Annotated in this window: 22 protein-coding genes; 18 read left to right on the forward strand and 4 right to left on the reverse strand. The window is 73.4% G+C overall.

Annotation, left to right across the window (positions count from 1 at the left end; genetic code table 11):
- Positions 1 to 21: 21 nt before the first annotated feature.
- The 12 genes from ACFYYN_RS01665 to ACFYYN_RS01720 all read left to right on the forward strand — a co-directional run bounded on the left by ACFYYN_RS01665 (position 22) and on the right by ACFYYN_RS01720 (position 12,120).
- Positions 22 to 1,590 carry a polyamine aminopropyltransferase gene (locus ACFYYN_RS01665; protein ID WP_500544304.1) on the forward strand — a complete coding sequence of 523 codons (1,569 nt, stop codon included), beginning with the start codon at positions 22 to 24 and terminating at the stop codon, positions 1,588 to 1,590.
- A gap of 57 nt (positions 1,591 to 1,647) precedes the next feature.
- Positions 1,648 to 2,529, forward strand: coding sequence for an SRPBCC domain-containing protein (locus tag ACFYYN_RS01670; RefSeq protein WP_500544305.1), 882 nt, complete (start codon positions 1,648 to 1,650; stop codon positions 2,527 to 2,529).
- Positions 2,530 to 2,539: 10 nt separating this feature from the next.
- Positions 2,540 to 3,370, forward strand: a complete 831-nt coding sequence (locus tag ACFYYN_RS01675) for an aldose epimerase family protein (RefSeq protein WP_500544306.1) — start codon at positions 2,540 to 2,542, stop codon at positions 3,368 to 3,370.
- A 10-nt stretch (positions 3,371 to 3,380) separates the two neighbouring features.
- Entirely contained in the window at positions 3,381 to 3,920 is a 540-nt protein-coding gene (gene pyrE, locus ACFYYN_RS01680; RefSeq protein ID WP_500322582.1) for an orotate phosphoribosyltransferase, read from the forward strand.
- A gap of 190 nt (positions 3,921 to 4,110) precedes the next feature.
- On the forward strand, positions 4,111 to 5,133 hold the full coding sequence (gene fbaA, locus ACFYYN_RS01685) for a class II fructose-bisphosphate aldolase (RefSeq protein ID WP_499512647.1): 1,023 nt from the start codon (positions 4,111 to 4,113) through the stop codon (positions 5,131 to 5,133).
- Between the two features lie 74 nt (positions 5,134 to 5,207).
- Complete coding sequence (locus ACFYYN_RS01690; RefSeq protein WP_499512646.1) at positions 5,208 to 5,621, forward strand: DUF3151 domain-containing protein; 414 nt, start codon at positions 5,208 to 5,210, stop codon at positions 5,619 to 5,621.
- Between the two features lie 206 nt (positions 5,622 to 5,827).
- On the forward strand, positions 5,828 to 6,661 hold the full coding sequence (locus ACFYYN_RS01695; RefSeq protein WP_499512645.1) for a tryptophan 2,3-dioxygenase family protein: 834 nt from the start codon (positions 5,828 to 5,830) through the stop codon (positions 6,659 to 6,661).
- On the forward strand, positions 6,654 to 7,877 hold the full coding sequence (kynU, locus tag ACFYYN_RS01700) for a kynureninase (protein WP_500544307.1): 1,224 nt from the start codon (positions 6,654 to 6,656) through the stop codon (positions 7,875 to 7,877). Before ACFYYN_RS01695 ends, kynU begins: the two co-directional genes overlap by 8 nt.
- A gap of 3 nt (positions 7,878 to 7,880) precedes the next feature.
- Positions 7,881 to 8,825 carry an alpha/beta hydrolase family protein gene (locus ACFYYN_RS01705; protein WP_500544308.1) on the forward strand — a complete coding sequence of 315 codons (945 nt, stop codon included), beginning with the start codon at positions 7,881 to 7,883 and terminating at the stop codon, positions 8,823 to 8,825.
- A 95-nt stretch (positions 8,826 to 8,920) separates the two neighbouring features.
- Entirely contained in the window at positions 8,921 to 10,213 is a 1,293-nt protein-coding gene (locus ACFYYN_RS01710) for a sensor histidine kinase (RefSeq protein ID WP_500544309.1), read from the forward strand.
- Positions 10,210 to 10,878 (forward strand): response regulator, encoded by a 669-nt coding sequence (locus ACFYYN_RS01715; RefSeq protein WP_500322588.1) that lies wholly within the window; start codon positions 10,210 to 10,212, stop codon positions 10,876 to 10,878. The genes ACFYYN_RS01710 and ACFYYN_RS01715 overlap by 4 nt, the downstream gene beginning before the upstream one ends.
- A gap of 24 nt (positions 10,879 to 10,902) precedes the next feature.
- The gene (locus tag ACFYYN_RS01720) at positions 10,903 to 12,120 is read left to right on the forward strand and encodes a cytochrome P450 (RefSeq protein WP_499512640.1); all 1,218 of its coding nucleotides are present in this window, start codon (positions 10,903 to 10,905) and stop codon (positions 12,118 to 12,120) included.
- Positions 12,121 to 12,173: 53 nt separating this feature from the next.
- Here ACFYYN_RS01720 and ACFYYN_RS01725 read toward each other — a convergent pair whose 3' ends face one another.
- Together ACFYYN_RS01725 and ACFYYN_RS01730 are read right to left on the reverse strand one after the other, a co-directional pair.
- The gene (locus tag ACFYYN_RS01725) at positions 12,174 to 13,757 is read right to left on the reverse strand and encodes an ABC transporter permease (protein WP_500544310.1); all 1,584 of its coding nucleotides are present in this window, start codon (positions 13,755 to 13,757) and stop codon (positions 12,174 to 12,176) included.
- On the reverse strand, positions 13,754 to 14,695 hold the full coding sequence (locus ACFYYN_RS01730) for an ABC transporter ATP-binding protein (RefSeq protein ID WP_500544311.1): 942 nt from the start codon (positions 14,693 to 14,695) through the stop codon (positions 13,754 to 13,756). Before ACFYYN_RS01730 ends, ACFYYN_RS01725 begins: the two co-directional genes overlap by 4 nt.
- 71 nt (positions 14,696 to 14,766) lie before the next feature.
- Here ACFYYN_RS01730 and ACFYYN_RS01735 point away from each other — a divergent pair, with 71 nt between their 5' ends.
- Positions 14,767 to 15,258 carry a GbsR/MarR family transcriptional regulator gene (locus tag ACFYYN_RS01735; protein WP_500544312.1) on the forward strand — a complete coding sequence of 164 codons (492 nt, stop codon included), beginning with the start codon at positions 14,767 to 14,769 and terminating at the stop codon, positions 15,256 to 15,258.
- Positions 15,259 to 15,262: 4 nt separating this feature from the next.
- Here the strand turns inward: ACFYYN_RS01735 and ACFYYN_RS01740 are convergent, their stop codons facing one another.
- The gene (locus ACFYYN_RS01740) at positions 15,263 to 16,051 is read right to left on the reverse strand and encodes a diacylglycerol kinase family protein (RefSeq protein ID WP_500372705.1); all 789 of its coding nucleotides are present in this window, start codon (positions 16,049 to 16,051) and stop codon (positions 15,263 to 15,265) included.
- Between the two features lie 188 nt (positions 16,052 to 16,239).
- Between ACFYYN_RS01740 and ACFYYN_RS01745 the strand changes: the two genes are divergently transcribed.
- From ACFYYN_RS01745 to ACFYYN_RS01760, 4 genes are all read left to right on the forward strand, one after another.
- The gene (locus tag ACFYYN_RS01745; RefSeq protein WP_500544313.1) at positions 16,240 to 17,523 is read left to right on the forward strand and encodes an adenylosuccinate synthase; all 1,284 of its coding nucleotides are present in this window, start codon (positions 16,240 to 16,242) and stop codon (positions 17,521 to 17,523) included.
- Positions 17,524 to 17,624: 101 nt separating this feature from the next.
- Positions 17,625 to 18,983, forward strand: a complete 1,359-nt coding sequence (locus tag ACFYYN_RS01750) for an aspartate aminotransferase family protein (protein WP_500544314.1) — start codon at positions 17,625 to 17,627, stop codon at positions 18,981 to 18,983.
- A gap of 127 nt (positions 18,984 to 19,110) precedes the next feature.
- Positions 19,111 to 19,797: a GntR family transcriptional regulator gene (locus tag ACFYYN_RS01755; RefSeq protein ID WP_500544315.1), complete on the forward strand. Its 687-nt coding sequence runs from the start codon at positions 19,111 to 19,113 to the stop codon at positions 19,795 to 19,797.
- 57 nt (positions 19,798 to 19,854) lie between these two features.
- Entirely contained in the window at positions 19,855 to 20,508 is a 654-nt protein-coding gene (locus ACFYYN_RS01760) for a putative DNA-mimic protein (RefSeq protein WP_499512633.1), read from the forward strand.
- Between the two features lie 30 nt (positions 20,509 to 20,538).
- Here the strand turns inward: ACFYYN_RS01760 and ACFYYN_RS01765 are convergent, their stop codons facing one another.
- Positions 20,539 to 21,288: an SLATT domain-containing protein gene (locus ACFYYN_RS01765; protein WP_500544316.1), complete on the reverse strand. Its 750-nt coding sequence runs from the start codon at positions 21,286 to 21,288 to the stop codon at positions 20,539 to 20,541.
- 203 nt (positions 21,289 to 21,491) lie between these two features.
- On the opposite strand from ACFYYN_RS01765, the gene purD reads away from it, so the two are divergent.
- Entirely contained in the window at positions 21,492 to 22,742 is a 1,251-nt protein-coding gene (gene purD / locus ACFYYN_RS01770; protein ID WP_500322600.1) for a phosphoribosylamine--glycine ligase, read from the forward strand.
- Positions 22,743 to 22,917 lie beyond the last annotated feature (175 nt).

Here is a 22,917-nt window from a genome sequence, read left to right on the forward strand (position 1 = left end):
TACCTGACATAGCGTGCAAGCATGATCGACCAGTCCACCTCCCGTACGGCCCGGGCCGCCCCGCGTGTCTGCAGGCTGCGGCTCCCCGTCCCGGTGGCCGCGGCCAGGGCGCTGGTCCTGGCCGCGGTCTTCGTCTGCGCCGCCTGCGGCCTGGTGTACGAGCTCGAACTGGTCGCCCTCGCCTCGTACCTGGTCGGCGACTCCGTGACGCAGGCGTCGATCGTGCTGTCCGTGATGGTCTTCGCCATGGGCGTCGGCTCCCTGCTGGCCAAGCGGCTCAGCTGCGCGCCGGCGATCGGCTTCGCGGCCGTCGAGATCGTGCTGGCGCTGGTCGGTGGGCTCTCGGTGATGGCGCTGTACGCCAGCTTCGCCTGGTTCGGCCAGTCCCGGCCCGCGATGGCGGTCTTCGCCTTCGCGATCGGCGTGCTCATCGGCGCCGAGATACCGCTGCTGATGACGCTGATCCAGCGGGTCCGGCGGCAGGACGCGGGCGGTGCGGTCGCCGACCTCTTCGCCGCGGACTACGTGGGCGCGCTGGTCGGCGGGTTGGCCTTCCCCTTCCTCCTGCTGCCCTGTTACGGCCAGCTGACCGGGGCGCTCGTCACGGGCGCGGTCAACGCCGTGGCGGGCGGCGCCATCGTGCTCTGGCTCTTCCGCAGTGACGTCACGCCACGTGCCAGGGCCCGGCTGATCGCCGCCAACCTCGTGGTCCTCGCGGTGCTGGCGGCGGCGGCCTGGGCCGCCGGGCCGTTCGAGCGGGCGGCCCGGCAGGCCGTGTACGGCGGCGACGTGCGGTTCGCCGAGCAGACCGCCGTCCAGGAGGTCGTGCTCACCTCGGCTCCGTTGCAGCTCTTCCTCGACGGCCGGCTGCGGGTCCGCGACCGGGACGAGTACCGCTACCACGAGGCGCTGGTGCACCCCGCCATGGCGGGCCGGCACCGCCGGGTGCTGATCCTCGGCGGCGGCGACGGGCTCGCGCTGCGCGAGGTGCTGCGCTACCGGGGGGTCGGCTCGGTGACCCTGGTCGACCCCGACGCCCGGCTCGTCACCCTGGCGCGGGACGACCCGGCGCTGGCCCGCCTCAACCGGCACGCCTACCGCGACCCCCGGGTCGAGGTGGCCGCCGCGGACGTCTTCGACTGGCTGCGGCAGCAGGGCCCGCCGCGATCGCCGGGCGGGTACGACGTCGTGCTCGCCGACCTCCCCGACCCGGGGATCTCGCGCAGCGCCAAGCTGTACTCGCAGGAGTTCTACGGGCTGGCCGGGCGCGTGCTCGCCCCGGGCGGGCGGCTCGCGGTGCACGCGGGAGCGCCCGGCGCCGCCCGGCGCGGCTTCTGGACCGTCGACGCGACGGTACGGGCGTCCGGGCTGCGCACCGCCGACTACTGGATCGGCACCGGCCGCGGGGACGAGGACTGGGGCTTCGTCCTCGCCGCCCGGCACCGCGCCCCGGCCCCGCGGCTGCCCGCGGACGCGCCGCGGCTGCGGTCGCTGTCCTCCGCCGCGCTCGCCTCGGCGGTCCGGCGGGCCGCGCGGTCCCCGCTGCGCGACCTGCCCCCGTCGACGCTGATGCATCCGCGCTCCGGGTGAGGGCGAACCGGCGGTGAATCGGCACCGAAGCGCCGCCCGGCGGATTAGGCTCGCGGCATGGAGCCGCATGAGGTGTTCGTTCCGTTTCCGGCCGAAACCATTCGCCGGTCCCTCGCCGACCTGGAGCGCGTGGCGCGCTGCGTGCCCGGCCTCCAGCGTGACGCCGGCGCCGAGGAGGGGCTCGCCGGCCGGCTGAGGCTCCGGATCGGCGGCTCGACCATCACCTACCGCGGCACGCTGCGACTGGTCCCGCGCGGCGGCGGGCTGGCCGTCGAGGGCGAGGCGGTGGAGTCGCGCGGCGCGGGCACGGTCAAGCTGGCGCTGGAGCTCGGCGTGGACGCCGTGTCGGGCGGTGCCCTGCTGACCTTCACCGGCACCGTGCAGGCCGACGGGCGGCTCGGCGAGTACGAGGAGGCGACGGTCACCTCCACCGGCCACCGCCTGCTGGACCGTTTCGTCGCCGCGCTCACCTCCGACCTGGAGGAGCAGGCACCGGCCGGGGCGCCCGAGCCGGCCGTGGAGGACGCCGGTGTCGAGGACCTCGCCGACGACCTGCCCGCGCAGCTCGACGAGTTCGCCGGGCACGACGCCCAGGAGCTGCGTGAGCTGGAGGAGCTCCCCGAGCTGGAGGACGCGGACGGCGCGGAGGCCGTCGGCGAGGTGCTGCCCGGAGCGGAGGCGGTGGCCAGGGTCCCCGAGGACCCGGCCGGGATCGACCTGCCCGCGGAGGCCGCGCACGCCCGCCGCACCCTGATCGGCCGCAGCGCCGAGGAGGTCGACCACGCCCCGCCGCGCGGCCGCTACGCCCCGGTGCCCGCACCGCAGAGCGGCGCCGCGGCCGCCTCGCTGCGCCGTTACGCGCCGGCCGCGGCGGCGCTGCTGCTGTCGGCCGTGGTCGCGGGGCGGGTGCTGCGGCGGCGCAGGCGCTCGTTCCCGTAGGGTCTGTGCCGTGGCCACGGATGAGACCCCTGACGGGCGAGACGACGAGCACGCAGTCCAACTCGAAGCCGGACCGGCGCGGCTGACGATCCTTCCGGATCTCGGCTGCCGTGTCGGCTCGCTGACCGTCGGCGGCGTCGAGCTGCTGCGGCAGGGCCCCAACTTCGGGTCCTTCCCGATGGTCCCGTGGTGCGGCCGCACCCGGGACGGGCAGTTCCGCAACGGCGGGGTGCTGCACCAGATGCCGCGGGACGCGGGCCCGCACGCCATCCACGGCACCGGCCGGCACGTTGCCTGGCAGGAGGCGCCGGGCGCCACCGGCACCAGCGTCTGCTTCTACTACGACCTGGCCGAGCCCTGGCCGTACAAGGGCCGGGTCAGCCAGCGCTTCGAGCTGTCCGAGGACCGCCTGGACCTCACGATGAGCGTGGAGACCACGGACGACTCCTTCCCGGCCCAGGCCGGCTGGCACCCCTGGTTCCTGCGCAACCTCGGCCGGGGCGGGCAGGACGCCCTGATCGACTTCACCCCCGGCTGGATGGAGGAGCGCGGCGAGGACCACCTGCCCACCGGCCGCCGGGTGGAGCCGGGGCCCCGCCCCTGGGACGACTGCTTCGGCATGCCGGACGGTGTGGACGTCACCCTGACGTGGCCGGGCGAGCTGCGGCTGCGGATCACCAGCCCCGCCGAGTGGGTCGTCGTCTACGACGAACAGCCCCCGGCCATCTGCGTGGAACCGCAGTCGGGCCCCCCGAACGGGCTGAACACCGCGCCGCGTCTGGTCACCCCGATCGACCCGCTGGAGATGCGCGCCACCTGGGCCTGGGAGCCGCTGGGCTAGGCTCGTGGCCATGAGCGACGCGCGTGATGCCCTGCTGCAGCAGATCAAGGACAAGGCCGTGGTGCACGGCAAGGTGACCCTCTCCTCGGGTCTCGAGGCCGACTACTACATCGACCTGCGCCGGATCACGCTGGACGCCGAAGCCGCTCCGCTGGTGGGTCAGGTGATGCTCGACGCCACCGCCGACCTGGACTTCGACGCCGTCGGCGGGCTCACCCTCGGCGCCGACCCGGTCGCCACCTCGATGCTGCACGCCGCCGCGGCCCGCGGCCGGCGGCTGGACGCCTTCGTGGTGCGCAAGGCGCAGAAGGCGCACGGCATGCAGCGCCGCATCGAGGGGCCGGACATCACGGGCCGCCGGGTGCTGGTGGTCGAGGACACCTCGACCACCGGCGGCTCGCCGCTGACCGCGGTGGAGGCCGCGCGCGAGGCCGGCGCCGAGGTCGTGGCCGTCGCCGTGATCGTCGAGCGGGGCGCCGCCGGGGCCATCGCGGAGGCGGGTCTCCCGTACGTCCGCGCCTTCGGTCTGGACGATCTCGGTCTGGGCTGATTGGCCGTCTGACCTGGGCTTTCCCTCAGGGGTGAAGGGTTTCACGTGAAACCCTTCACCCCTGAGGTATGTCCGTGCTGCGCAGTGTGTGGAGCTCTCGCGCAAGTCTGCCAAGATGGGGGCGACGATGACGTCGATCCCAGGTCAGGGTCACTCACCGAACAACCCGCACATCACAAGGAGCGGACAGATGCCCATCGCAACCCCCGAGATCTACAACGAGATGCTCGACCGGGCGAAGGCCGGCAAGTTCGCCTACCCGGCCATCAACGTGACCTCGACCCAGACCCTGCACGCCGCGCTGCGCGGCTTCGCGGAGGCGGAGAGCGACGGCATCGTCCAGATCTCGACGGGCGGCGCCGAGTTCCTCGGTGGCCAGTACAAGAAGGACATGGTCACCGGTTCGGTGGCGCTGGCCGAGTTCGCGCACGTCGTCGCCGAGAAGTACCCCGTCAACATCGCGCTGCACACCGACCACTGCCCGAAGGACAAGCTGGACGGCTACGTGCGCCCGCTGCTGGCGATCTCCCAGGAGCGCGTGGCGGCCGGCCGCAACCCGCTGTTCCAGTCGCACATGTGGGACGGCTCCGCCGAGACCCTCGACCACAACCTCGCCATCGCCCAGGAGCTGCTGGCCGAGGCCGCCAAGGCGAAGATCATCCTCGAGGTGGAGATCACCCCCACCGGCGGCGAGGAGGACGGCGTCACCCACGAGATCAACGACAAGCTGTACACCACGGTCGAGGACGCCATCCGCACCGCCGAGGCGCTGGGCCTGGGCGAGAAGGGCCGGTACCTGCTCGCCGCCTCCTTCGGCAACGTCCACGGCGTCTACAAGCCGGGCAACGTCGTGCTCCGTCCCGAGCTGCTGAAGGAGCTCGCGGAGGGCGTGGCCGCCAAGTTCGGCAAGCAGGACCCGTTCAACTTCGTCTTCCACGGCGGCTCCGGCTCCACCAAGGAGGAGATCGCCACCGCGCTGGAGAACGGCGTGGTCAAGATGAACATCGACACCGACACGCAGTACGCCTTCACCCGTCCGGTCGCGGACCACGTGCTCCGCAACTACGACGGTGTGCTGAAGATCGACGGCGAGGTCGGCGACAAGAAGACCTACGACCCGCGCAGCTGGGGCAAGCTGGCCGAGGCCGGCATGGCCGCCCGCGTCCTCGAGGCCTGCCAGGACCTGCGCTCCGCCGGCACCAAGCTCAAGTAGCCGCCCCGCACGGCGGTACGCACCGGGCCCGGCCCTTCCACGCGGAGGGCCGGGCCCCGGCCATACTGGAACCCATGGCCATTCACGAGAACCTGCTCGGGGGACCGCCCCCGACGAACCTGCCCGACGACCCCGAGCCGCGCGAGCTGCTCGCCTCCGGAGCGGCCCCCTCCGAGGTCGCCGCCAAGTACCCGGTGTCCTCCCTGGCCTGGGCGCAGCTCGCGGACGACGCCTTCGAGGGCGGCCGGGTCGTCGAGTCGTACGCCTACGCGCGCACCGGTTACCACCGCGGCCTGGACGCGCTGCGCCGCAACGGCTGGAAGGGCCACGGCCCGGTGCCCTGGGAGCACGAGCCCAACCGCGGCTTCCTGCGGGCCCTGCACGCCCTGGCGCGCGCCGCCCAGGCGATCGGCGAGCAGGAGGAGTACGAGCGCTGCAGCACCTTCCTGCGGGACTCCTCCCAGACCGCCGCCGACACCCTCGGCTGAGCCACCGCCCCGCCGCTGACCACGGCATCCACCCCCGACCTGTCCGGCGCGCGCGCCGGGCAGGTCTTGCCGTAGCGTGCTCTGACCACGCATGATGCCCGTTGGGCCCGGCGCCGGTAGGGCGCGGGCCCGAGGGGACCGGGGTCCCGCCGCGACGGCGCGCGGGACAGACCGCTACCCGGTAGCTCGTATCCACGGAGACACCGATGTCCCACCGCCCCGACGTTTCCCAGGCGGCCCCCGAGGCCCCGAACCTGGACTTCGAAGGGACCACCCCGTACGAGGACTACGTCCAGGCCGACGTCCTCACCCATCTGCAGCACCCCCGCTCGGACGACCCCGGCGAGATGGTCTTCCTGGTGACCACCCAGGTCATGGAGCTGTGGTTCACCGTCATCGTGCACGAGTGGGAGACCGCCTCCCGTGCGCTCGCGGCCGACGACCTGCCCACCGCGCTGGCCGCGCTCAAGCGCAGCACCTACGAACTGCAGTCGCTCAACGCCTCGTGGGAGCCGATCGCCCACCTCACCCCGGCGCAGTTCAACGCCTACCGCGCCGCCCTCGGCGAGGGCTCGGGCTTCCAGTCGGCGATGTACCGGCGCATGGAGTTCCTGCTCGGCGAGAAGTCCGCGTCGATGCTGGTCCCGCACCGCGGCGCGCCGCGGGTGCACGACGAGCTGCAGAAGGCGCTGCACGAACCCAGCCTCTACGACGAGGTGCTGCGGCTGCTGGCCCGCCGCGGCCACGACGTCCCGCAGCGCGACGACCTCTCGCAGCGCTACGAGGCCGACCCGGCGGTCGAGCGGGCCTGGCAGGCCGTCTACTCCGGTGACCAGGAGGACGAACTCGTCCGGCTGGGCGAGGCGCTGACCGAGGTGGCCGAGCTGGTGTGGCGCTGGCGCAACGACCACCTGGTGGCGACCCGCCGCGCGATGGGCGCCAAGACCGGCACCGGAGGCTCCGCCGGGGTCTCCTGGCTGGAGAAGCGCGCGACCAAGAACGTGTTCCCCGAGCTCTGGACGGCCCGCAGCCATGTCTGACGCGATGAAGCCCACCGAGTCCCCGGCGGCGCGGGCCGCCCGCCTCGACACCGCCGACGAGCTGGCCAAGCTCCGCGGACGCTTCGTGCTGGACGACGTGATCTACCTGGACGGCAACTCGCTGGGCGCGCTGCCCGCCGGGGTGCAGGACCGGATGGCGGACGTGGTCGCGCGCGAGTGGGGGCAGTTGCGCATCCGCTCCTGGACCGAGAGCGGCTGGTGGACGGCGCCGGAGCGGATCGGCGACCGCATCGGCGCGCTCATAGGCGCCGGACCCGGCCAGGTCGTGGCCGGGGACTCCACCAGCGTCAACGTCTTCAAGGCCGTCGTCGGCGCCGTCCGGATGGCCCGGCAGACCGATCCGGCCCGTGACGAGGTGCTGGTCGACGCCGCCACCTTCCCCACGGACGGGTACATCGCGGAGTCCGCCGCCCGTATGACCGGGTGCGCGATCCGCGCGGTCGACGCCGCGGAGGTCGCCGCCGCGGCGGGCCCGCGCACCGCCGTCGCGCTGGTCAACCACGTGGACTACCGCACCGGCCGGCTGCACGACCTGCCGGCCACCACCGCCGCCGTGCACGCGGCCGGCGCCCTGGTGGTCTGGGACCTCTGCCACACGGCCGGGGCCCTGCCGGTCGGCCTGGACGAGCACGGCGTGGACCTGGCCGTCGGCTGCACGTACAAGTACCTCAACGGCGGCCCCGGCGCGCCCGCGTACCTGTACGTCCGCCGTGACCTGCAGCCGCGCTTCGACTCCCCGCTCCCCGGCTGGAACTCCCACCGCGACCCGTTCGCGATGGAGGCCGCCTACCGGCCCGCCGACGGCAGCGTCCGCGGTCGGGTCGGCACCCCGGAGATCCTGTCGCTGCTGGCGCTGGACACGGCCCTCGACGTCTGGGACGGCGTGTCCCTGGACGCCGTTCGGGCCAAGAGCCTCGCCCTCACCGACTTCTTCCTGGAGTGCGTCGCGGCGTACGTGCCGGACGGCGCCGTACGGTCGGTCACCCCGGCCGCGCACGCCGAGCGGGGCAGCCAGGTCGCGCTGCGCTGCCCCGGGGCGGGCGCGGTGATGGGGGAGCTGATCGCCAGGGGCGTCGTCGGCGACTTCCGCGAGCCGGATATCCTCCGCTTCGGATTCACCCCGCTGTACACGCGCTTCGCGGACGCGGAGCGGGCGGCGCGGGTGCTGGCCCAGGTCCTGGAAGGGACGCGGTAACGCATGTCCGATCCCACCTCGTCGAGCGACACCATTCCGGCAGGCGCCGACGGCCGCGCCGACGCGGTGGGGCCCCGGTCCGCTCCGCGGGACCCCGCGGAGCGGGCCGCGGCCGAGGAGGCGTCCGCGTTCTCGCACGCCCCCGTCCCCCCGGACGCCACGGCCGCCTACGGCGACCACCCGGACCAGGTCGTGGACTTCTACCGTCCACGGCCCGGGGCGGGCGGCACACGGCCGGGGCCGCTGGTCGTGCTGCTGCACGGCGGCGCCTGGCGGGCGCCGTACGACAGGACGCACGTCTCACCGCTCGCGGACCTGCTCGCCCGGCACGGCTTCGCGGTGGCCTCGGTGGAGTACCGCCGGGGCAACGGCGGTACGGTCGCGGGCCGCTGGCCGGACACCTTCGACGACGTGGCGGCCGCCACCGACGCCGTCGCGGCGCTGGCCGTGGCCGCCCTGGGCGAGGACACCGTCGACGTCCGGCGGATCGTGCTCACCGGTCACTCGGCCGGCGGCCACCTCGCGCTGTGGGCGGCCGCCCGGCACGTGCTGCCCGCCGGGTCGCGCTGGCACCGCCCCGGCGCGCCCACGCTGCGCGGGGTGGTGGCGCTCGCGCCCATCGCCGACTTCGAGGCCGCCGTCGAGCGCGACGTGTGCTCCGGGGCGGTCGCCGAACTGCTGGGCGGGCCCGAACTGCTCGCCGAGCGCCGCGCCGAGACCGACCCGGCGGCGCTGCTGCCCACCGGCATCCCCGTGACCGTCGTGCACGGCGACCGCGACGAGGTCGTACCGCCGCAGGTCGCGGAGGCCTTCGCGGCGGCATCGGCGAAGGCGGGGGAGGAGGTCCAGCTGACCCTGCTGGCGGGCGTGGGCCACTTCCCGGTGATCGACCCGGCGGCGGACGCGGCGGCCGTGGTCGCCGAGGAGATCGCCCAGCTCGCCTGGTGAGGCGTCCTCCTGCGGGAGGTCCTACTTGAGGATGACGCCGCCACATCGTCTTCGCAGGTGACGACGGCGACACGCGGATTGCCTACCGTGAGAGCGTGACCGAGACAAGCCAGACCTCGCTGCGGACCGAGCTCCGCATGGCCCGCGGCGCCCTCAGCGGGCTGCGGCACGACCTGATCACCGACGGTTTCGCCTTCCGGCCGATGGCACCGCTGCGCGACGGGCACCCGCTGTTCGCGGTGGTGCCGCGCAGGCTCCGGGGGTACGCGCGCTGGATGCCGCACGCGGCGCTGACCTGCTTCACGGTCTTCCTGATGTTCGTCTCGACGGAGAGCGTGGGCGGGCCGGGCGGCTTCGTGCTGGCGCTGCTGGCCGGTGTGCCCCTGCTCACCACGATGTTCCGGCCGATCGGCGCGTGGTGGCTGTCCGTCGGTGCCGCGGTGCTCACCGGGGTGTTCAGCTCCGGCTGGTCCTCCACGTATCCGTGGACGGACGCCGGCTTCGTCTCGCACCTGACGGTGCTGGGCGTGGTGGCGGCGCGCACCCGGGCGCGGGTGGCCGCCGAGATGTGGCTGCTGACCGCCGCTCTGGCGCTGGCCTTCCAGGGGCTGTCGAGCGAGTACGGCTCGGACCCGTTCATCATGATCTTCCTCTCCGCCGTCGTGCTGTCCGTCGTGTCGGCGGTGCGCGGGCTGCGCCAGTCCCGGCAGGAGGTCGCCGCCCAGGTCGCGGTGACCGAGGTCGAGCGGACCCGGCGCACGCTGCTGGAGGAGCGCACGACCATCGCCCGTGAGCTGCACGACGTCGTCGCCCACCACATGTCCGTGATCGCGATCCAGGCGGAGGCCGCGCCGTACCGGGTGGAGGACCCGCCCGAGGAACTGACCAAGAGCTTCTCGATCATCCGCGAGAACGCCGTCATCGCCCTGACCGAGCTGCGCCGCGTCCTCGGGGTCGTACGTGCCGAGGACTACCAGGCCCCCGACGCGCCGCAGCCGACCCTCGCCGACCTGGACCGGCTCGTGGCCAACGTGCGCGAGGCGGGGCTGGAGGTGGAGCGGACGGTGACCGGCGCGGTGCGCGAGCTGCCGCAGGGAGTGGAGCTGTCGGCGTACCGGATCATCCAGGAGGCGCTGAGCAACAGCCTGCGGCACGCGCCGGGCGCCGCCGCCCGGGTCGAGGTCAGTTACGTCCTCGGCGGGCTCGGGCTGCGCGTCGTCAACGGCCCGCCGCGCGGCCTGGTGAAACCGTCACCCGGAGCGGGACACGGCATAGCAGGCATGCGGGAGCGGGTGGCGATGCTGAGCGGCGAGATGACCGACGGGCCCACCGAGGACGGCGGCTACGAGGTCTCCGTGTTCATCCCGGTCCCCGGGGAGCGTGCATGACCGGGAACACCATCCGGGTGCTGATCGCGGACGACCAGATGATGGTCCGCGAGGGCTTCTCGGTGCTGCTGGGCGCCCAGCCCGACATCGAGGTCGTCGGCGAGGCCGTCGACGGGCGGCAGGCGATCGAGCAGGTGGCGGCGTTGCGGCCGGACGTCGTGCTGATGGACATCCGCATGCCCGAGCTCAACGGCCTGGAGGCCACCCGCGAGATCGTCGCCGCGGACGCCGACGCGAAGGTGCTCGTGCTGACCACCTTCGACCTGGACGAGTACGTCTACCAGGCGCTGCGCGCGGGCGCCTCCGGCTTCCTGCTCAAGGACGCCTCGGCCCGTCAGCTCGCGGACGGGGTGCGGATCGTGGCGGCCGGCGACGCGCTGCTCGCCCCGGCGATCACCAAGCGGCTGATCACCGAGTTCAACCGGCTGGGCACCCCCCGGCCGCCCGCCCAGGACCGGGTCGGGGAGCTCACCGAGCGCGAGACCGAGGTGCTCGTGCTGGTCGCCCAGGGACTGTCGAACGCGGAGATCGCCGACCATCTGGTGGTCGCCGAGTCGACGGTCAAGACCCATGTGAGCCGGGTCCTGGTGAAGCTGGGGCTGCGCGACCGGACCCAGGCGGCGGTCTTCGCCTACGAGGCGCGGCTGGTCACCCCGGGCGGCTGAACGGGCGGAGGGTAGTCTCCGCACATGAGCAGCACTGCCACCGCCTTCGATCCCTGGTCGCCGCAGTTCGTCGCCGACCCCTACCCCGCGTACGCCCGGCTGCGCGCGGAGGGGCGCGCCCACTGGTTCGAGCCGAGCCGGCAGTGGCTCATCCCGCACTTCGCGGACGTCAGCGCGCTGCTGCGGGACCGGCGCCTCGGGCGGACGTACCTGCACCGCTTCACCCACGAGGAGTTCGGCCGCACCGCGCCGCCGCCGGAGCACGAGCCCTTCACCACGCTCAACGGCAACGGCCTGCTCGACCTGGAGGCCCCCGACCACACCCGCATCCGGCGGCTGGTCTCCAAGGCGTTCACCCCGCGTACGGTCGAGCGGCTCACGCCGACCGTGCAGCGGCTCGCCGGGGAACTGGTGGAGCGGCTGGTCGCGGAGGGCGGCGGCGACCTCATCGCCACGGTCGCGGAACCGCTGCCGGTGGCCGTCATCGCCGAGATGCTGGGGATACCGGCCGCGGACCGGCACCTGCTGCGGCCCTGGTCGGCCGACATCGTGGGGATGTTCGAGCTCAACCCCTCCGAGGAGGCCGCGCGCCGGGCGGTCCGCGCGAGCGAGGAGTTCTCCGCCTACCTGCGCGAGCTGATCGCCGAACGCCGCAAGGCGCCCGGCGAGGACCTGATCAGCGCGCTGATCGCCGCGCACGACGAGGGCGACCGGCTCACCGAGCAGGAGATGGTCTCCACCTGCGTGCTGCTGCTGAACGCGGGCCACGAGGCGACCGTCAACACCACCGGCAATGGCTGGTGGACGCTCTTCCGGCACCCCGAGCAGCTGGCGGAGCTGCGCGCGGCACCGGAGGAGCTGCTGCCGACGGCGATCGAGGAGCTGCTGCGCTTCGACACCCCGCTGCAGATGTTCGAGCGCTGGGTGCTGGACGACATCGAGGTGGGCGGCACGGTGATCCCGCGCGGCAGCGAGGTGGCGCTGCTCTTCGGCTCCGCCAACCGCGACCCGGAGCGCTTCCCCGACCCCGACCGGCTGGACCTCTCCCGCGCCGACAACCCGCACATCACCTTCGGCGCCGGCATCCACTACTGCCTCGGCGCGCCGCTGGCCCGCATCGAACTCGCCGCGTCCTTCACGGCGCTGCTGCGCCGCGCCCCCCGGCTGGAGCTCGCGGCGGAGCCCGCCTGGAACGAGGGCTACGTCATCCGCGGTCTGCGCGAACTGCGCGTCACCTGTTAGGTCCTGTCCTCCGGATCGCTGCGGGACCCGGCCCGGTGGCCGGGTCCCGCAGCTCACGCGGTGATGTCGCGGCGGCGCAGCGCCGCGAGCCCGAGGGCCGCGAGCGCGAGGGCCAGCACGGTGAGCACCGCCAGCGGGGTCACGGTGACGTCCGCCGACGGCACCTTCGGCAGGTGCGTGAAGACGGACAGGTCCATCACCCAGGGCGAGAGCTTGAGCGCCGGCCCGTAGAGCCCGATGGCGAGCGTCAGCGACGCCACCCCCCAGCTCGCCCGCGCCGCCTTCGGTGCCGCGCCGTACAGCAGCAGCGCCACCGCGGCCACGCACCAGACCGCGGGCAGCTGCACCAGGCCCGCCCCCGCCAGCCGCCACATCTGGCCGCCCGTGTCGCCGGCCGTCGCCCCGTAACCGATTCCCATGGTGAGGCCGGAGACGGCCATGAGGAGCACGGAACCGGCGAAGGCGAGCAGTGCGTGGCCCGCGGCCCAGCGCACCCGCCCCACGGGCGTGGCGAGGACGGGCTCGGCGCGGCCGGAGCTCTCCTCGCCCTGGAGCCGGAGGACGGCCTGGACGGCGTAGATCGCGGCGATCATCCCCATCACCCCGGTCATGGAGGCGAGGTAGGAGTCGACCAGCCCGGAGGCACCGCCCATGTCGCGCATGACATCGGCCAGCTGCTCGTTGTCCCGGACGAGGTCGGCCGCTCCGTTGGCGAGGCCGCCGAGCGCGCCGCCGCCCACGGCGAAGCCCGCCGTCCACCCCCACAAGGAGCCGCGCTGCAGCCGCCAGGCCAGGGCCTGGGCGGAACGCAGACGGGGACCGGCGGTGGCCGGGCCGGGGCGGGACGGCAGCAGGGAGGCGTCGATGTCACGCCGGGCCACCAGGGCGTAGGCGATGGCGACGAGACCGGCGGCCCAGGCCGCGAACAGGGCCGCCACCCACCAGCGTTCGTCCGCGTAGGGGCGTATGTTCTCGGCCCAGCCCAGCGGCGAGAGCCAGGTCAGGGTGCCGCTGCCGGCGTCGCCGACGGCACGTATCAGGAAGGCGAGGCCCAGGACCGCGCCCGCGATGCCCCGCGCCGCACGCGCGCTTTCCGTCAGCTGCGCCGCGACGGCCGCGACCGCGGCGAAGGAGCATCCCGCGCCGGCGAAGGCGATCCCGAAGGCCACCGCGCCCCGCGCGCCCTGCCCGAGCAGGGCCGCGGTGACGAGCAGTCCGAGGAGCAGCGAGGCCCCGGTGCCGGTGACCAGGGCGGCGGCCAGCGGCGCCCGTCGTCCGACGGCACCCGCGCCGACCAGCTCCAGCCGGCCGGCCTCCTCTTCCTCCCGGGTGTGCCGGACGACCAGCAGCAGCGCCATCAGTCCGGCCAGCGCCGCACCGAAGGCCATCATGCGCCAGGCCGTCAGGCCGCCGATGCTCGTGTCGAACACCGGCCCGTACAGGGCGCGCAGCGAGCTGTTGCCCGCCGTGCTCGCCGCGACCCCGGCGCGTTCCGCCGGGGTGTCGTAGAGGCCGCCGAAGGCCGAGGCGGTGGACGCGACCAGCAGGGCGATCGGCACGACCCACGCCGGGATCATGACGCGGTCCCTGCGCAGCGCGAGCCGGGTGAGCGTGCCCGTCCCGGTGAGCGCGTTCATCGTCGGGCCTCCGCGTCGGCCGCGACGGCGCCGGTGGTGCCGGCAGGGTCGGCAGGGCTGTCTTCGTAGTGCCGCAGGAACAGCTCCTGCAGCGTGGGCGGCGTGCTGGTCAGGCTGCGCACGCCCGTCTCGCTCAACTGCCTCAGCACGGCGTCGAGCTTGTCGGTGTCGACCTGGAGCCGGACGTGGTTGCCGCGCACGTCGAGGTCGTGCACGCCCGGCAGTTGGCCGAGGCCGTTCGGCCGGCCGGCCAGCTCCGCGGTGACCGAGGTACGGGTGAGGTGCCGCAGCTCGGTCAGGCTCCCGGTCTCCACCGTGCGCCCGCCCCGGATGATGCTGACCCGGTCGCACAGGGCCTCGACCTCGCTGAGGATGTGACTGGACAGCAGCACCGTCCGGCCGCGGTCTCGTTCCTCGCGGACGCACTCGCGGAAGACCTCCTCCATCAGCGGGTCGAGGCCGGAGGTGGGCTCGTCGAGTATCAGCAGGTCCACGTCGGAGGCGAACGCGGCGACGAGCGCGACCTTCTGCCGGTTGCCCTTGGAGTACGCGCGGCCCTTCTTCGTCGGGTCCAGCTCGAAGCGCTCCAGCATCTGCCGCCTGCGGACCTCGTCCAGCCCGCCGCGCAGCCGACCCAGCAGGTCGATGACCTCGCCCCCGCTGAGGTTGCGCCAGAGGGTGACGTCACCCGGGACGTACGCCAGGCGCCGGTGCAGGGCGACGGCGTCGCGCCACGGGTCGCCGCCGAGCAGCTGGGCGGCACCCCGGTCCGCGCGCAGCAGGCCGAGCAGGATGCGGATGGTGGTGGACTTGCCGGCGCCGTTGGGCCCCAGGAAGCCGTGCACCTCCCCCTCCTCGACGGTCAGGTCGAGGCCCTCCAGTGCGCGCGTGCGGCCGAAGGACTTGTGCAGTCCGGCCACACTGATTGCCTTCGTCATGATTCTGAATGTACAGTAGATTCACAAATTTGTGAAGTTAAGGAAGTGTATAAACTTCGGGACGGGAGGTGATGGCGGTGGCCGAAGAGTCCTCGGAGCCGATGACGTTCGTCGAACGCTTCGCGGCGGAGCTGGTCGAGGCGGGCATGCAGCGCATGGCGGCGCGGGTGTTCGCCGCGCTCCTCGCCTCGGAGACCGGCGTGCTGAGCGCCGCCGAGCTGTCCGGCCGGCTGCAGGCCAGCCCGGCCGCCGTGTCCGGCGCGGTCCGTTACCTGGCGCAGGTCGGCATGCTCACCCGCGAACGGGAGCCGGGCTCACGGCGGGAGCGCTACCGGGTGCACAGCGACCAGTGGTACGAGACCTTCACCCGCCGCGACCGCGTCCTCGCCCGCTGGGAGAACACCCTGCGGTCCGGCATCGACGCGCTCGGCCCGGACACCGCGGCCGGACAGCGGCTCGCGGAGACCGCGGCCTTCTTCGACTTCCTGCAGGAGGAGCTCGTGGACATGATGGACCGCTGGCGCGACCGCAAGGCGGAGCTGCGCAAACAGGGCGTCCTGTGACCCTCTAGTAGGCGGACCGCGGGACCGTCAGCCGCCAGGCCGCGGGCATCACCGTCCAGGTACGGCGCCGGACGGGGCCGGCCGGCGCGGTGTCGGCCGTGTAGCGGAAGTCCCGTCCGGAGACGGTGACGCTCCGGGCGTGCACCGGCCCCGCGGGCGCCCCGCCCTCCCTGCGGACCAGCACTTCGGCGAGGCCGGGCACCGCCGTGGAGACCGAGACCTCCTCGACGCAGTCGTCCAGGTCGGCCAGGACCACCCCGTCCGCCTCGATCCGCAGCCGCTGCCCGCCGCGCATCCCCAGCCCCAGGTGCGCGGTGTGGCCGTTCAGGCTCAGCGTGCGGGCCAGCGAGCGGGCCCGGCGCTCCACCGGCGTCCACCAGGCGGGTGCCGCCGAGCCGATGCGCAGCGCGCCCAGCACGATGCCGCCGCTGTCGTCGAGCAGCAGGTCGAGTTCGCGCTCCGCCCCGTCCAGCACCGCGCGCGCCGCGCTCACCGCCCCGCCCGGTACGCCGAGCGCCCGCGCCAGGCCGGTCCGCCGCCCCACCGGCACCAGACCGACGACCGCCTCGCCCAGTCCCCGGGCCGAGTGCAGCGCCCGTACCGTGCGCAGCAGCGCCGCATCGTCACCCACGACCACCGGACGCCGCCGGCCCCGGTGCTCCAGCACCCGGACGGCCTCCTCCTCGGACTCCGGAAGGGCGATCTTCACGGAGGGGGCTCCCCCGCACAGCACGTCCTTCGCGATGCGTACGGATTCGCCGTCCATGACGCGGGCAGCGGGGTCGATGACCACGAGCAGGGGCTGCCCGGACGGTCGCTGAGCCGACACCTTGGTCCTTCCTCAGGTAACATCTCGGTGCAAGAGCCCCTTGCGCTGCCTTGCGCCAGGGGCTTCGTCTATTTCCGGGGCACCGGTCCGACGGCTCTCCCCGCCATGGGGAGCCACGTTGGACATGCCCCGCCCGGAAGGGGTGTACGCCTGTGCCCGCACTTGTGCTGCTCGGTGCTCAGTGGGGTGACGAGGGCAAGGGAAAGGCCACCGACCTGCTCGGTGGCTCCGTGGACTACGTGGTGCGCTACCAGGGCGGCAACAACGCCGGCCACACGGTCGTCGTCGGCGACCAGAAGTACGCGCTCCACCTCCTGCCTTCCGGGATCCTGTCACCTGGGTGCACCCCGGTCATCGGCAACGGAGTCGTCGTCGACCCGGCGGTCCTGCTCTCCGAGCTGAGCGGGCTGAACGAGCGCGGCGTCGATACGTCCAAGCTCCTCATCAGCGGTAACGCGCACCTGATCACGCCGTACCACCAGACGCTCGACAAGGTGACGGAACGCTTCCTCGGCAAGCGCAAGATCGGCACCACCGGCCGCGGCATCGGCCCCGCCTACGCCGACAAGATCAACCGCGTGGGCATCCGGGTCCAGGACCTCTTCGACGAGTCGATCCTCCGTCAGAAGGTCGAGGCGGCGCTCCACGACAAGAACCAGGTCCTGATCAAGATCTTCAACCGCCGCGCCATCAGCATCGACCAGGTCGTCGAGGAGTACCTGGGCTACGCGGAGCAGATCAGGGACTACGTCGCGGACACGACGCTGGTCCTCACCACCGCGCTCGACGAGGGCAAGGTCGTCCTCCTCGAGGGCGGTCAGGGCACCCTGCTGGACGTCGACCACGGCACGTACCCCTTCGTGACCTCGTCCAACCCGACGGCGGGCGGCGCCTGCACCGGTTCCGGCATCGGCCCCACCAAGATCAACCGGGTGATCGGCATCCTCAAGGCCTACACCACCCGCGTGGGCGCCGGCCCGTTCCCGACCGAGCTGTTCGACGCCGACGGCGAGGCGCTGCGCCGCATCGGCGGCGAGCGCGGCGTCACCACGGGCCGGGACCGCCGCTGCGGCTGGTTCGACGCGGTGATCGCCCGCTACGCGACCCGGGTCAACGGCCTCACAGACTTCTTCCTCACCAAGCTCGACGTCCTCACCGGCTGGGAGCAGATCCCGGTCTGCGTCGCCTACGAGATCGACGGCAGGCGCGTCGAGGAACTGCCTTACAGCCAGACGGACTTCCACCACGCCAAGCCGGTCTACGAGACCCTGCCCGGCTGGAGCGAGGACATCAGCAAGGCGAAGACCTTCGCCGACCTGCCGAAGAACGCCCAGGCGTACGTCAAGGCGCTGGAGGAGATGTCCGGCGCCCCGATCTCGGCCATCGGCGTGGGCCCCGGCCGCACCGAGACCATCGAGATCAACTCGTTCCTCTGAGTGACGGCGGCGCGCGGGCCCTACAACCTGTCGGCGCGCGCGCCCACCGTCATACAGGGTGCCAATGTCGTGCGCCCGGGCCGTTTCCTTAGCCTGGGCGCATGACCCCTCCCTTCGCCGACCCCGGGACCGGCGCCGCCGTCAAGGCCGCCGACCGCGCCCACGTCTTCCACTCCTGGTCCGCGCAAGGCCTGATCGACCCGCTGCCGGTCGCCGGGGCCGAGGGCGCGTACTTCTGGGACTACGACGGCAACCGCTACCTGGACTTCACCAGCGGCCTGGTGTTCACCAACATCGGTTACCAGCACCCCACGGTCGTCGCCGCCATCCAGGAGCAGGCCGCGAAGCTCGTCACCTTCGCGCCCGCCTTCGCCGTGGAGCCGCGCTCCGAGGCCGCCCGGCTGATCGCCGAGCGCACGCCCGGCGACCTGAACAAGATCTTCTTCACCAACGGCGGCGCCGAGGCCGTCGAGAACGCGGTACGGCTCGCCCGGCTGCACACCGGCCGACCCAAGGTGCTGTCCGCGTACCGCTCGTACCACGGCGCCACCTCGGCCGCGATCAACCTGACCGGCGACCCGCGCCGCTGGCCCTCCGACAACGGCTCGTCCGGCGTCGTCCACTTCTGGGCGCCGTTCCTCTACCGTTCGCCGTTCCATTCGGAGACCGAGGAGCAGGAGCGCGACCGCGCGCTGCAGCACCTCGAGGACACCATCGTCTTCGAGGGCCCGCAGACCGTCGCGGCGATCGTCCTGGAGACGGTGCCCGGCACGGCGGGCATCATGGTGCCGCCGCCCGGCTACCTCGCCGGGGTGCGCGAGATCTGCGACCGGTACGGGATCGTCTTCGTCCTCGACGAGGTCATGGCCGGCTTCGGCCGCACCGGAAGCTGGTTCGCCGCCGACCGGTTCGACGTCACCCCTGACCTGCTCACCTTCGCCAAGGGCGTCAACTCCGGCTACGTGCCGCTCGGCGGTGTCGCGATCAGCGAGGAGATCGCCGCGACCTTCGCCACCCGCCCCTACCCGGGCGGCCTCACCTACTCCGGCCACCCGCTGGCCTGCGCCGCCGCCGTCGCCACGATCCAGGTGATGGAGGACGAGGGTGTCGTCGCGCACGCCGCCGCGCTCGGCGAGAACGTGCTCGGCCCGGGCCTGCGGGAGCTCGCCGGGCGCCACCCGTCGGTGGGCGAGGTGCGGGGCCTGGGCGCCTTCTGGGCGCTGGAGCTGGTGCGCGACCGGGAGACCCGGGAGCCGCTCGTCCCCTACAACGCGGCGGGCGAGGCCAACGCCCCCATGGCGGCCTTCGCGGCGGCCTGCAAGAAGAGCGGCCTGTGGCCGTTCGTCAACATGAACCGCACCCATGTGGTGCCCGCCTGCAACATCACCGAGGCCGAGGCCAAGGAGGGCCTGGCACTCCTCGACGCGGCGCTGTCCGTCGCCGACGAGCACACGCGCTGAGCGCTCCCGGGGGCGTCCGCGGACCGCGGGTGGTCCGCACCACAGGTGTGGACCACCCGCGGCCCGGCCTCGCATAAGGTGTGGCGGAGCCGTAAGTGCACCGCCACACCTGTAGGGAGGCACCGGCATGCCGGAAGGCCCAGCGGGCGGACCCGTCCGACGGAGCAGTCTGCGGCAGCAGATAGCCGACGCGCTCCGCGACGAGGTGCTCACCGGGCGCATGACGGCCGGGCGGCACTTCACGGTCAAGGAGATCGCGGATCTGTACGGCGTGTCCGCCACCCCGGTCCGCGAGGCCCTGGTGGACCTGGCGGCGCAGGGGCTGCTCGACGTCGAGCACCACCGCGGCTTCCAGGTGCGGCGCTTCACGGACGCCGAGTTCCGCTCCATGGTCGAGGCGCGCACCCTCGTCGTCGAGGGGATCTTCCGCCGCATCGCCGCGCGCGGCATGCGCGAGGTCGACCCCATGGAGCTGGCCTCCGTACGGCGCCGGGCCGAAGCCGCGGCGCGTGCCTCCCGGGCCGGCGAGCTGGACGTCCTCATCGGCTACGACATCCGCTTCTGGCGCGAGCTGACGGCGCTGGCCGGGAACAACCACGTCGGGGAGTTCCTCGATCGGATCCGCACCCAGACCTGGGTGTACGCGGTGCCCTTCCTGCGCGGCCGGCCGGACCTGGCGGGCCTGTGCTGGTCCGACCACGTCGCCCTGGTCACCGCGATCGAGAAGCGGGACACGGAGACGGCCCAGCGCGTCGTCGAGGAGTTCGACGACCATTCCCTCGCGCTGATGCGGCGACTGGCCGCGGGCCGGTAGGAACGGCCGCCGCCCACTACGCTGGTCCGACCACGCACGGAAGGACTTGGAGCGCCTGTGGCCTGCGACTTGTGGCTGGTTCCCCTGGTGGACGTGCTCTGCCACAGCCCCGACAACCCGTTCGCCGAGGAGATCGCCCGCTATGACAAGGCGTTGAGCGACGCCGGTCTCCCGCCGGTGCCCGTCTACTCCTACATGCCGGGCCTGTCCGGCGACGTGGCCCCGGTCGCGGGCTTCGACTACGACGCGCTGCACTTCCTGCGCCGCGCGTACCTGCTCCACATCCAGGGCCTCGCGGTCACCCCGGTCGACGAACTCGGTGGTGACTACGAACAGTTGCTGGAGATGTTCGAGACCACCGCCCAGCAGTCGCACCTCGTCTGGCACTACGACCACGCGGGCGGCTACGTCCCCCTCGACTTCCCCCATCCGCTGGTCAACGACGAACTCCTGGACGCCGGCGGCCCCCTGGGTTCCGCCCACGGGCTGCTGCGCGAGCTCGAGTTCGTCGCCCCGGTGATCGGCATCGACCCGCACAACCCGCCGCCCGCCCCGGCGCCGCCGGCCGGTCCCACTGAGCTGGAGGAGCCGGCGGCCCCGCCGGCGCACCACGACGGCAGCCCCTTCGCGCGGGAGCGCCACGTGTGGCTGGGGTTGCACGCGGCGGCGACGCGTGCGCTGGGACAGGGCTCGATGATCGTCTTCAGTTAGCACCGGGCGGCGGGCGCCCCCCGGCGGCGGTCAGCTCGCGCGGGGGCCCTCCGGGGGGCGCTGGCGCGGCATGCTCGGCCGGCCGCCGGGCAGCAGCGGGAACCTGCCGCCGGTGCCGGTCGCGGCGCCCTCGGTGCCCCGGGTGCTCCCCGCCCAGGTCAGGGACTGGGTCCGCAGCGGGGCGGCGCCGGCCCGGAAGTCCACCATCCAGTCGGCCGTCTCGCAGCGCACGAGCTCCGAGACGTCCTCGCTGAAGCGGCGCAGCACGGTCAGGCACCGCTCGGCGGCCTCGGCCGCGGTGCCCTCCGTCGGGCCCAGGACCTCGCGGACCGACTCCGACGCCCAGTCGAAGCGCAGCGCCTCCAGCCGGCGCTGCACGGCCTGGGCGGTGGCCATGTCCCGCATCCAGCCGGCCGTGAGGCCGAGGTAGCGGTCCAGGCCCACGCACACGACGGCCAGCACCAAGGCGGCGTACGCCCAGCGGATGTGCCCGCCCGCCCCCGTGACGGCGAGGACGGCGCCGGTCGTCGCGCACAGGGCCGCGCCGACCCGCAGCGACCGGGCCCAGCGGCGCTTGCGCAGACGGTCGGCGAGGTACCACTCGACGGTCCGCAGGGCGTCCGCCTCCACCCAGCGGTAGAGCTCCTCCAGCCGCCCGGCCGGTTCCCCCCAGTCGCCGAGCGGGAAGGGCGGCGTCCGCAGGTCCTCCTGCCGGTGCAGCGCGCGCCGCTTCGGCTTCTCCCGGGGGACCTCCTCGGGATACATGTCCGGCTGGCTCACCTGCACGCTCCCTCGCGACTTCCGATGACGAGGCACCTTCTTACCGCCGAACGGCTGACCGTGCGAGGGTCATCGGGCCATTTCCGCCCTTACGGGTTCCTTGATCAGGTATGGGGCCCGGCTCCGGGCCACCCGAAAGAGTGAGCCGGAGGTCGTGGCGACCGGCCCACGGGGAGGGTGCCGCCAGCCGATACCCTGGGCACGTGAACGTGCTTGTGATCGGCGGCGGAGCCCGCGAACACGCCCTGTGCCGTGCCCTCTCCCTCGACCTCGACGTGGAGTCGCTGCACTGCGCGCCCGGGAACGCCGGCATCGCCGAGGTGGCGGAGCTGCACGCGGTCGACGCCCTCGACGGCGCGGCGGTGGCCGACCTCGCGGAGCGGCTCGGCGCCGACCTCGTCGTGGTGGGCCCGGAGGCCCCCCTCGTGGCGGGCGTGGCCGACGCCGTGCGCGCCCGCGGCATCGACTGCTTCGGCCCGTCCGGGCAGGCCGCGGCCCTGGAGGGCTCGAAGGCGTTCGCCAAGGACGTGATGGCCTCGGCCGGCGTGCCCACCGCACGCTCCTACGTGTGCACCACCCCCGCCGAGGTGGACCACGCGCTGGACGCCTTCGGCGCCCCGTACGTCGTGAAGGACGACGGCCTGGCCGCGGGCAAGGGCGTCGTGGTGACCGACGACCTGGAGGCCGCCCGGGCGCACGCCAACTCCTGCGAGCGGGTGGTCATCGAGGAGTACCTGGACGGCCCCGAGGTCTCCTTGTTCGCCGTCACCGACGGCGAGACGGTGGTCCCGCTGCAGCCCGCGCAGGACTTCAAGCGCGCCCACGACGCCGACGAGGGCCCCAACACCGGTGGCATGGGCGCGTACAGCCCGCTGCCGTGGGCCGATCCCCGGCTGGTCGAGGAGGTGGAGCGCACGGTGCTCCAGCCGACCGTCGACGAGCTGCGCCGCCGCGGCACCCCGTTCGCCGGGCTGCTGTACGCGGGGCTGGCGATCACCTCGCGCGGTGTGCGGGTGATCGAGTTCAACGCGCGCTTCGGCGACCCGGAGACCCAGGTCGTGCTGGCCCGGCTGAGGACCCCGCTGGCGGGCCTGCTGCGCGCCGCGGCGACCGGCCGGCTGGCCGCCTTCCCGCCGCTGCGCTGGAGCGACGGCGCCGCGGTGACCGTGGTCATCGCCTCCGAGAACTACCCCGGCACCCCGCGCACCGGCGACCCGATCACGGGCCTGGACGAGGTCGCGGAGCAGGACGAGCACGCCTACGTGCTGCACGCGGGCACCAAGGCGGACGCCGAAGGCCGTGTGGTGAGCGCGGGCGGCCGCGTACTGTCCGTCACCGCCACCGGTGGCGATCTGGCCAAGGCCAGGGAGCGCGCCTACCGGGCGGTGGGACGGATCGGGCTGAAGGGCTCGCACCACCGTTCGGATATCGCAGAGAAGGCCGCCCAAGCCTGAATCGGCGGGCAAGGCCACTCCAAGGGGTGATGCCTTCGCCATCCTGCTGACGTGAGCCCCGAGCCCAACTACTGTGCCCGGCAAGCGCACTGTGGAACCCCGCGCGCACTGCACTATCGGCCCTACCGGCATTGCGGTGTCGGTGGGCGGTGCGACAGTGGGGGCATGCAGTCGC

Origin of the sequence: Streptomyces sp. NPDC001902 (genome assembly GCF_042891295.1) — a bacterium.
Taxonomy (GTDB): Bacteria; Actinomycetota; Actinomycetes; order Streptomycetales; family Streptomycetaceae; genus Actinacidiphila.

Excerpts from the sequence above, each read along its gene's own strand:
- ACFYYN_RS01665 (WP_500544304.1), top strand. The coding sequence starts at position 22 with ATGATCGACCAGTCCACCTCCCGTACGGCCCGGGCCGCCCCGCGTGTC.
- ACFYYN_RS01670 (WP_500544305.1), top strand. The coding sequence starts at position 1,648 with ATGGAGCCGCATGAGGTGTTCGTTCCGTTTCCGGCCGAAACCATTCGC.
- pyrE (WP_500322582.1), top strand. The coding sequence starts at position 3,381 with ATGAGCGACGCGCGTGATGCCCTGCTGCAGCAGATCAAGGACAAGGCC.
- fbaA (WP_499512647.1), top strand. The coding sequence starts at position 4,111 with ATGCCCATCGCAACCCCCGAGATCTACAACGAGATGCTCGACCGGGCG.
- ACFYYN_RS01690 (WP_499512646.1), top strand. The coding sequence starts at position 5,208 with ATGGCCATTCACGAGAACCTGCTCGGGGGACCGCCCCCGACGAACCTG.
- ACFYYN_RS01695 (WP_499512645.1), top strand. The coding sequence starts at position 5,828 with ATGTCCCACCGCCCCGACGTTTCCCAGGCGGCCCCCGAGGCCCCGAAC.
- kynU (WP_500544307.1), top strand. The coding sequence starts at position 6,654 with ATGTCTGACGCGATGAAGCCCACCGAGTCCCCGGCGGCGCGGGCCGCC.
- ACFYYN_RS01705 (WP_500544308.1), top strand. The coding sequence starts at position 7,881 with ATGTCCGATCCCACCTCGTCGAGCGACACCATTCCGGCAGGCGCCGAC.
- ACFYYN_RS01715 (WP_500322588.1), top strand. The coding sequence starts at position 10,210 with ATGACCGGGAACACCATCCGGGTGCTGATCGCGGACGACCAGATGATG.
- ACFYYN_RS01720 (WP_499512640.1), top strand. The coding sequence starts at position 10,903 with ATGAGCAGCACTGCCACCGCCTTCGATCCCTGGTCGCCGCAGTTCGTC.
- ACFYYN_RS01725 (WP_500544310.1), bottom strand. The coding sequence starts at position 13,757 with ATGAACGCGCTCACCGGGACGGGCACGCTCACCCGGCTCGCGCTGCGC.
- ACFYYN_RS01730 (WP_500544311.1), bottom strand. The coding sequence starts at position 14,695 with ATGACGAAGGCAATCAGTGTGGCCGGACTGCACAAGTCCTTCGGCCGC.
- ACFYYN_RS01735 (WP_500544312.1), top strand. The coding sequence starts at position 14,767 with ATGGCGGTGGCCGAAGAGTCCTCGGAGCCGATGACGTTCGTCGAACGC.
- ACFYYN_RS01750 (WP_500544314.1), top strand. The coding sequence starts at position 17,625 with ATGACCCCTCCCTTCGCCGACCCCGGGACCGGCGCCGCCGTCAAGGCC.
- ACFYYN_RS01755 (WP_500544315.1), top strand. The coding sequence starts at position 19,111 with ATGCCGGAAGGCCCAGCGGGCGGACCCGTCCGACGGAGCAGTCTGCGG.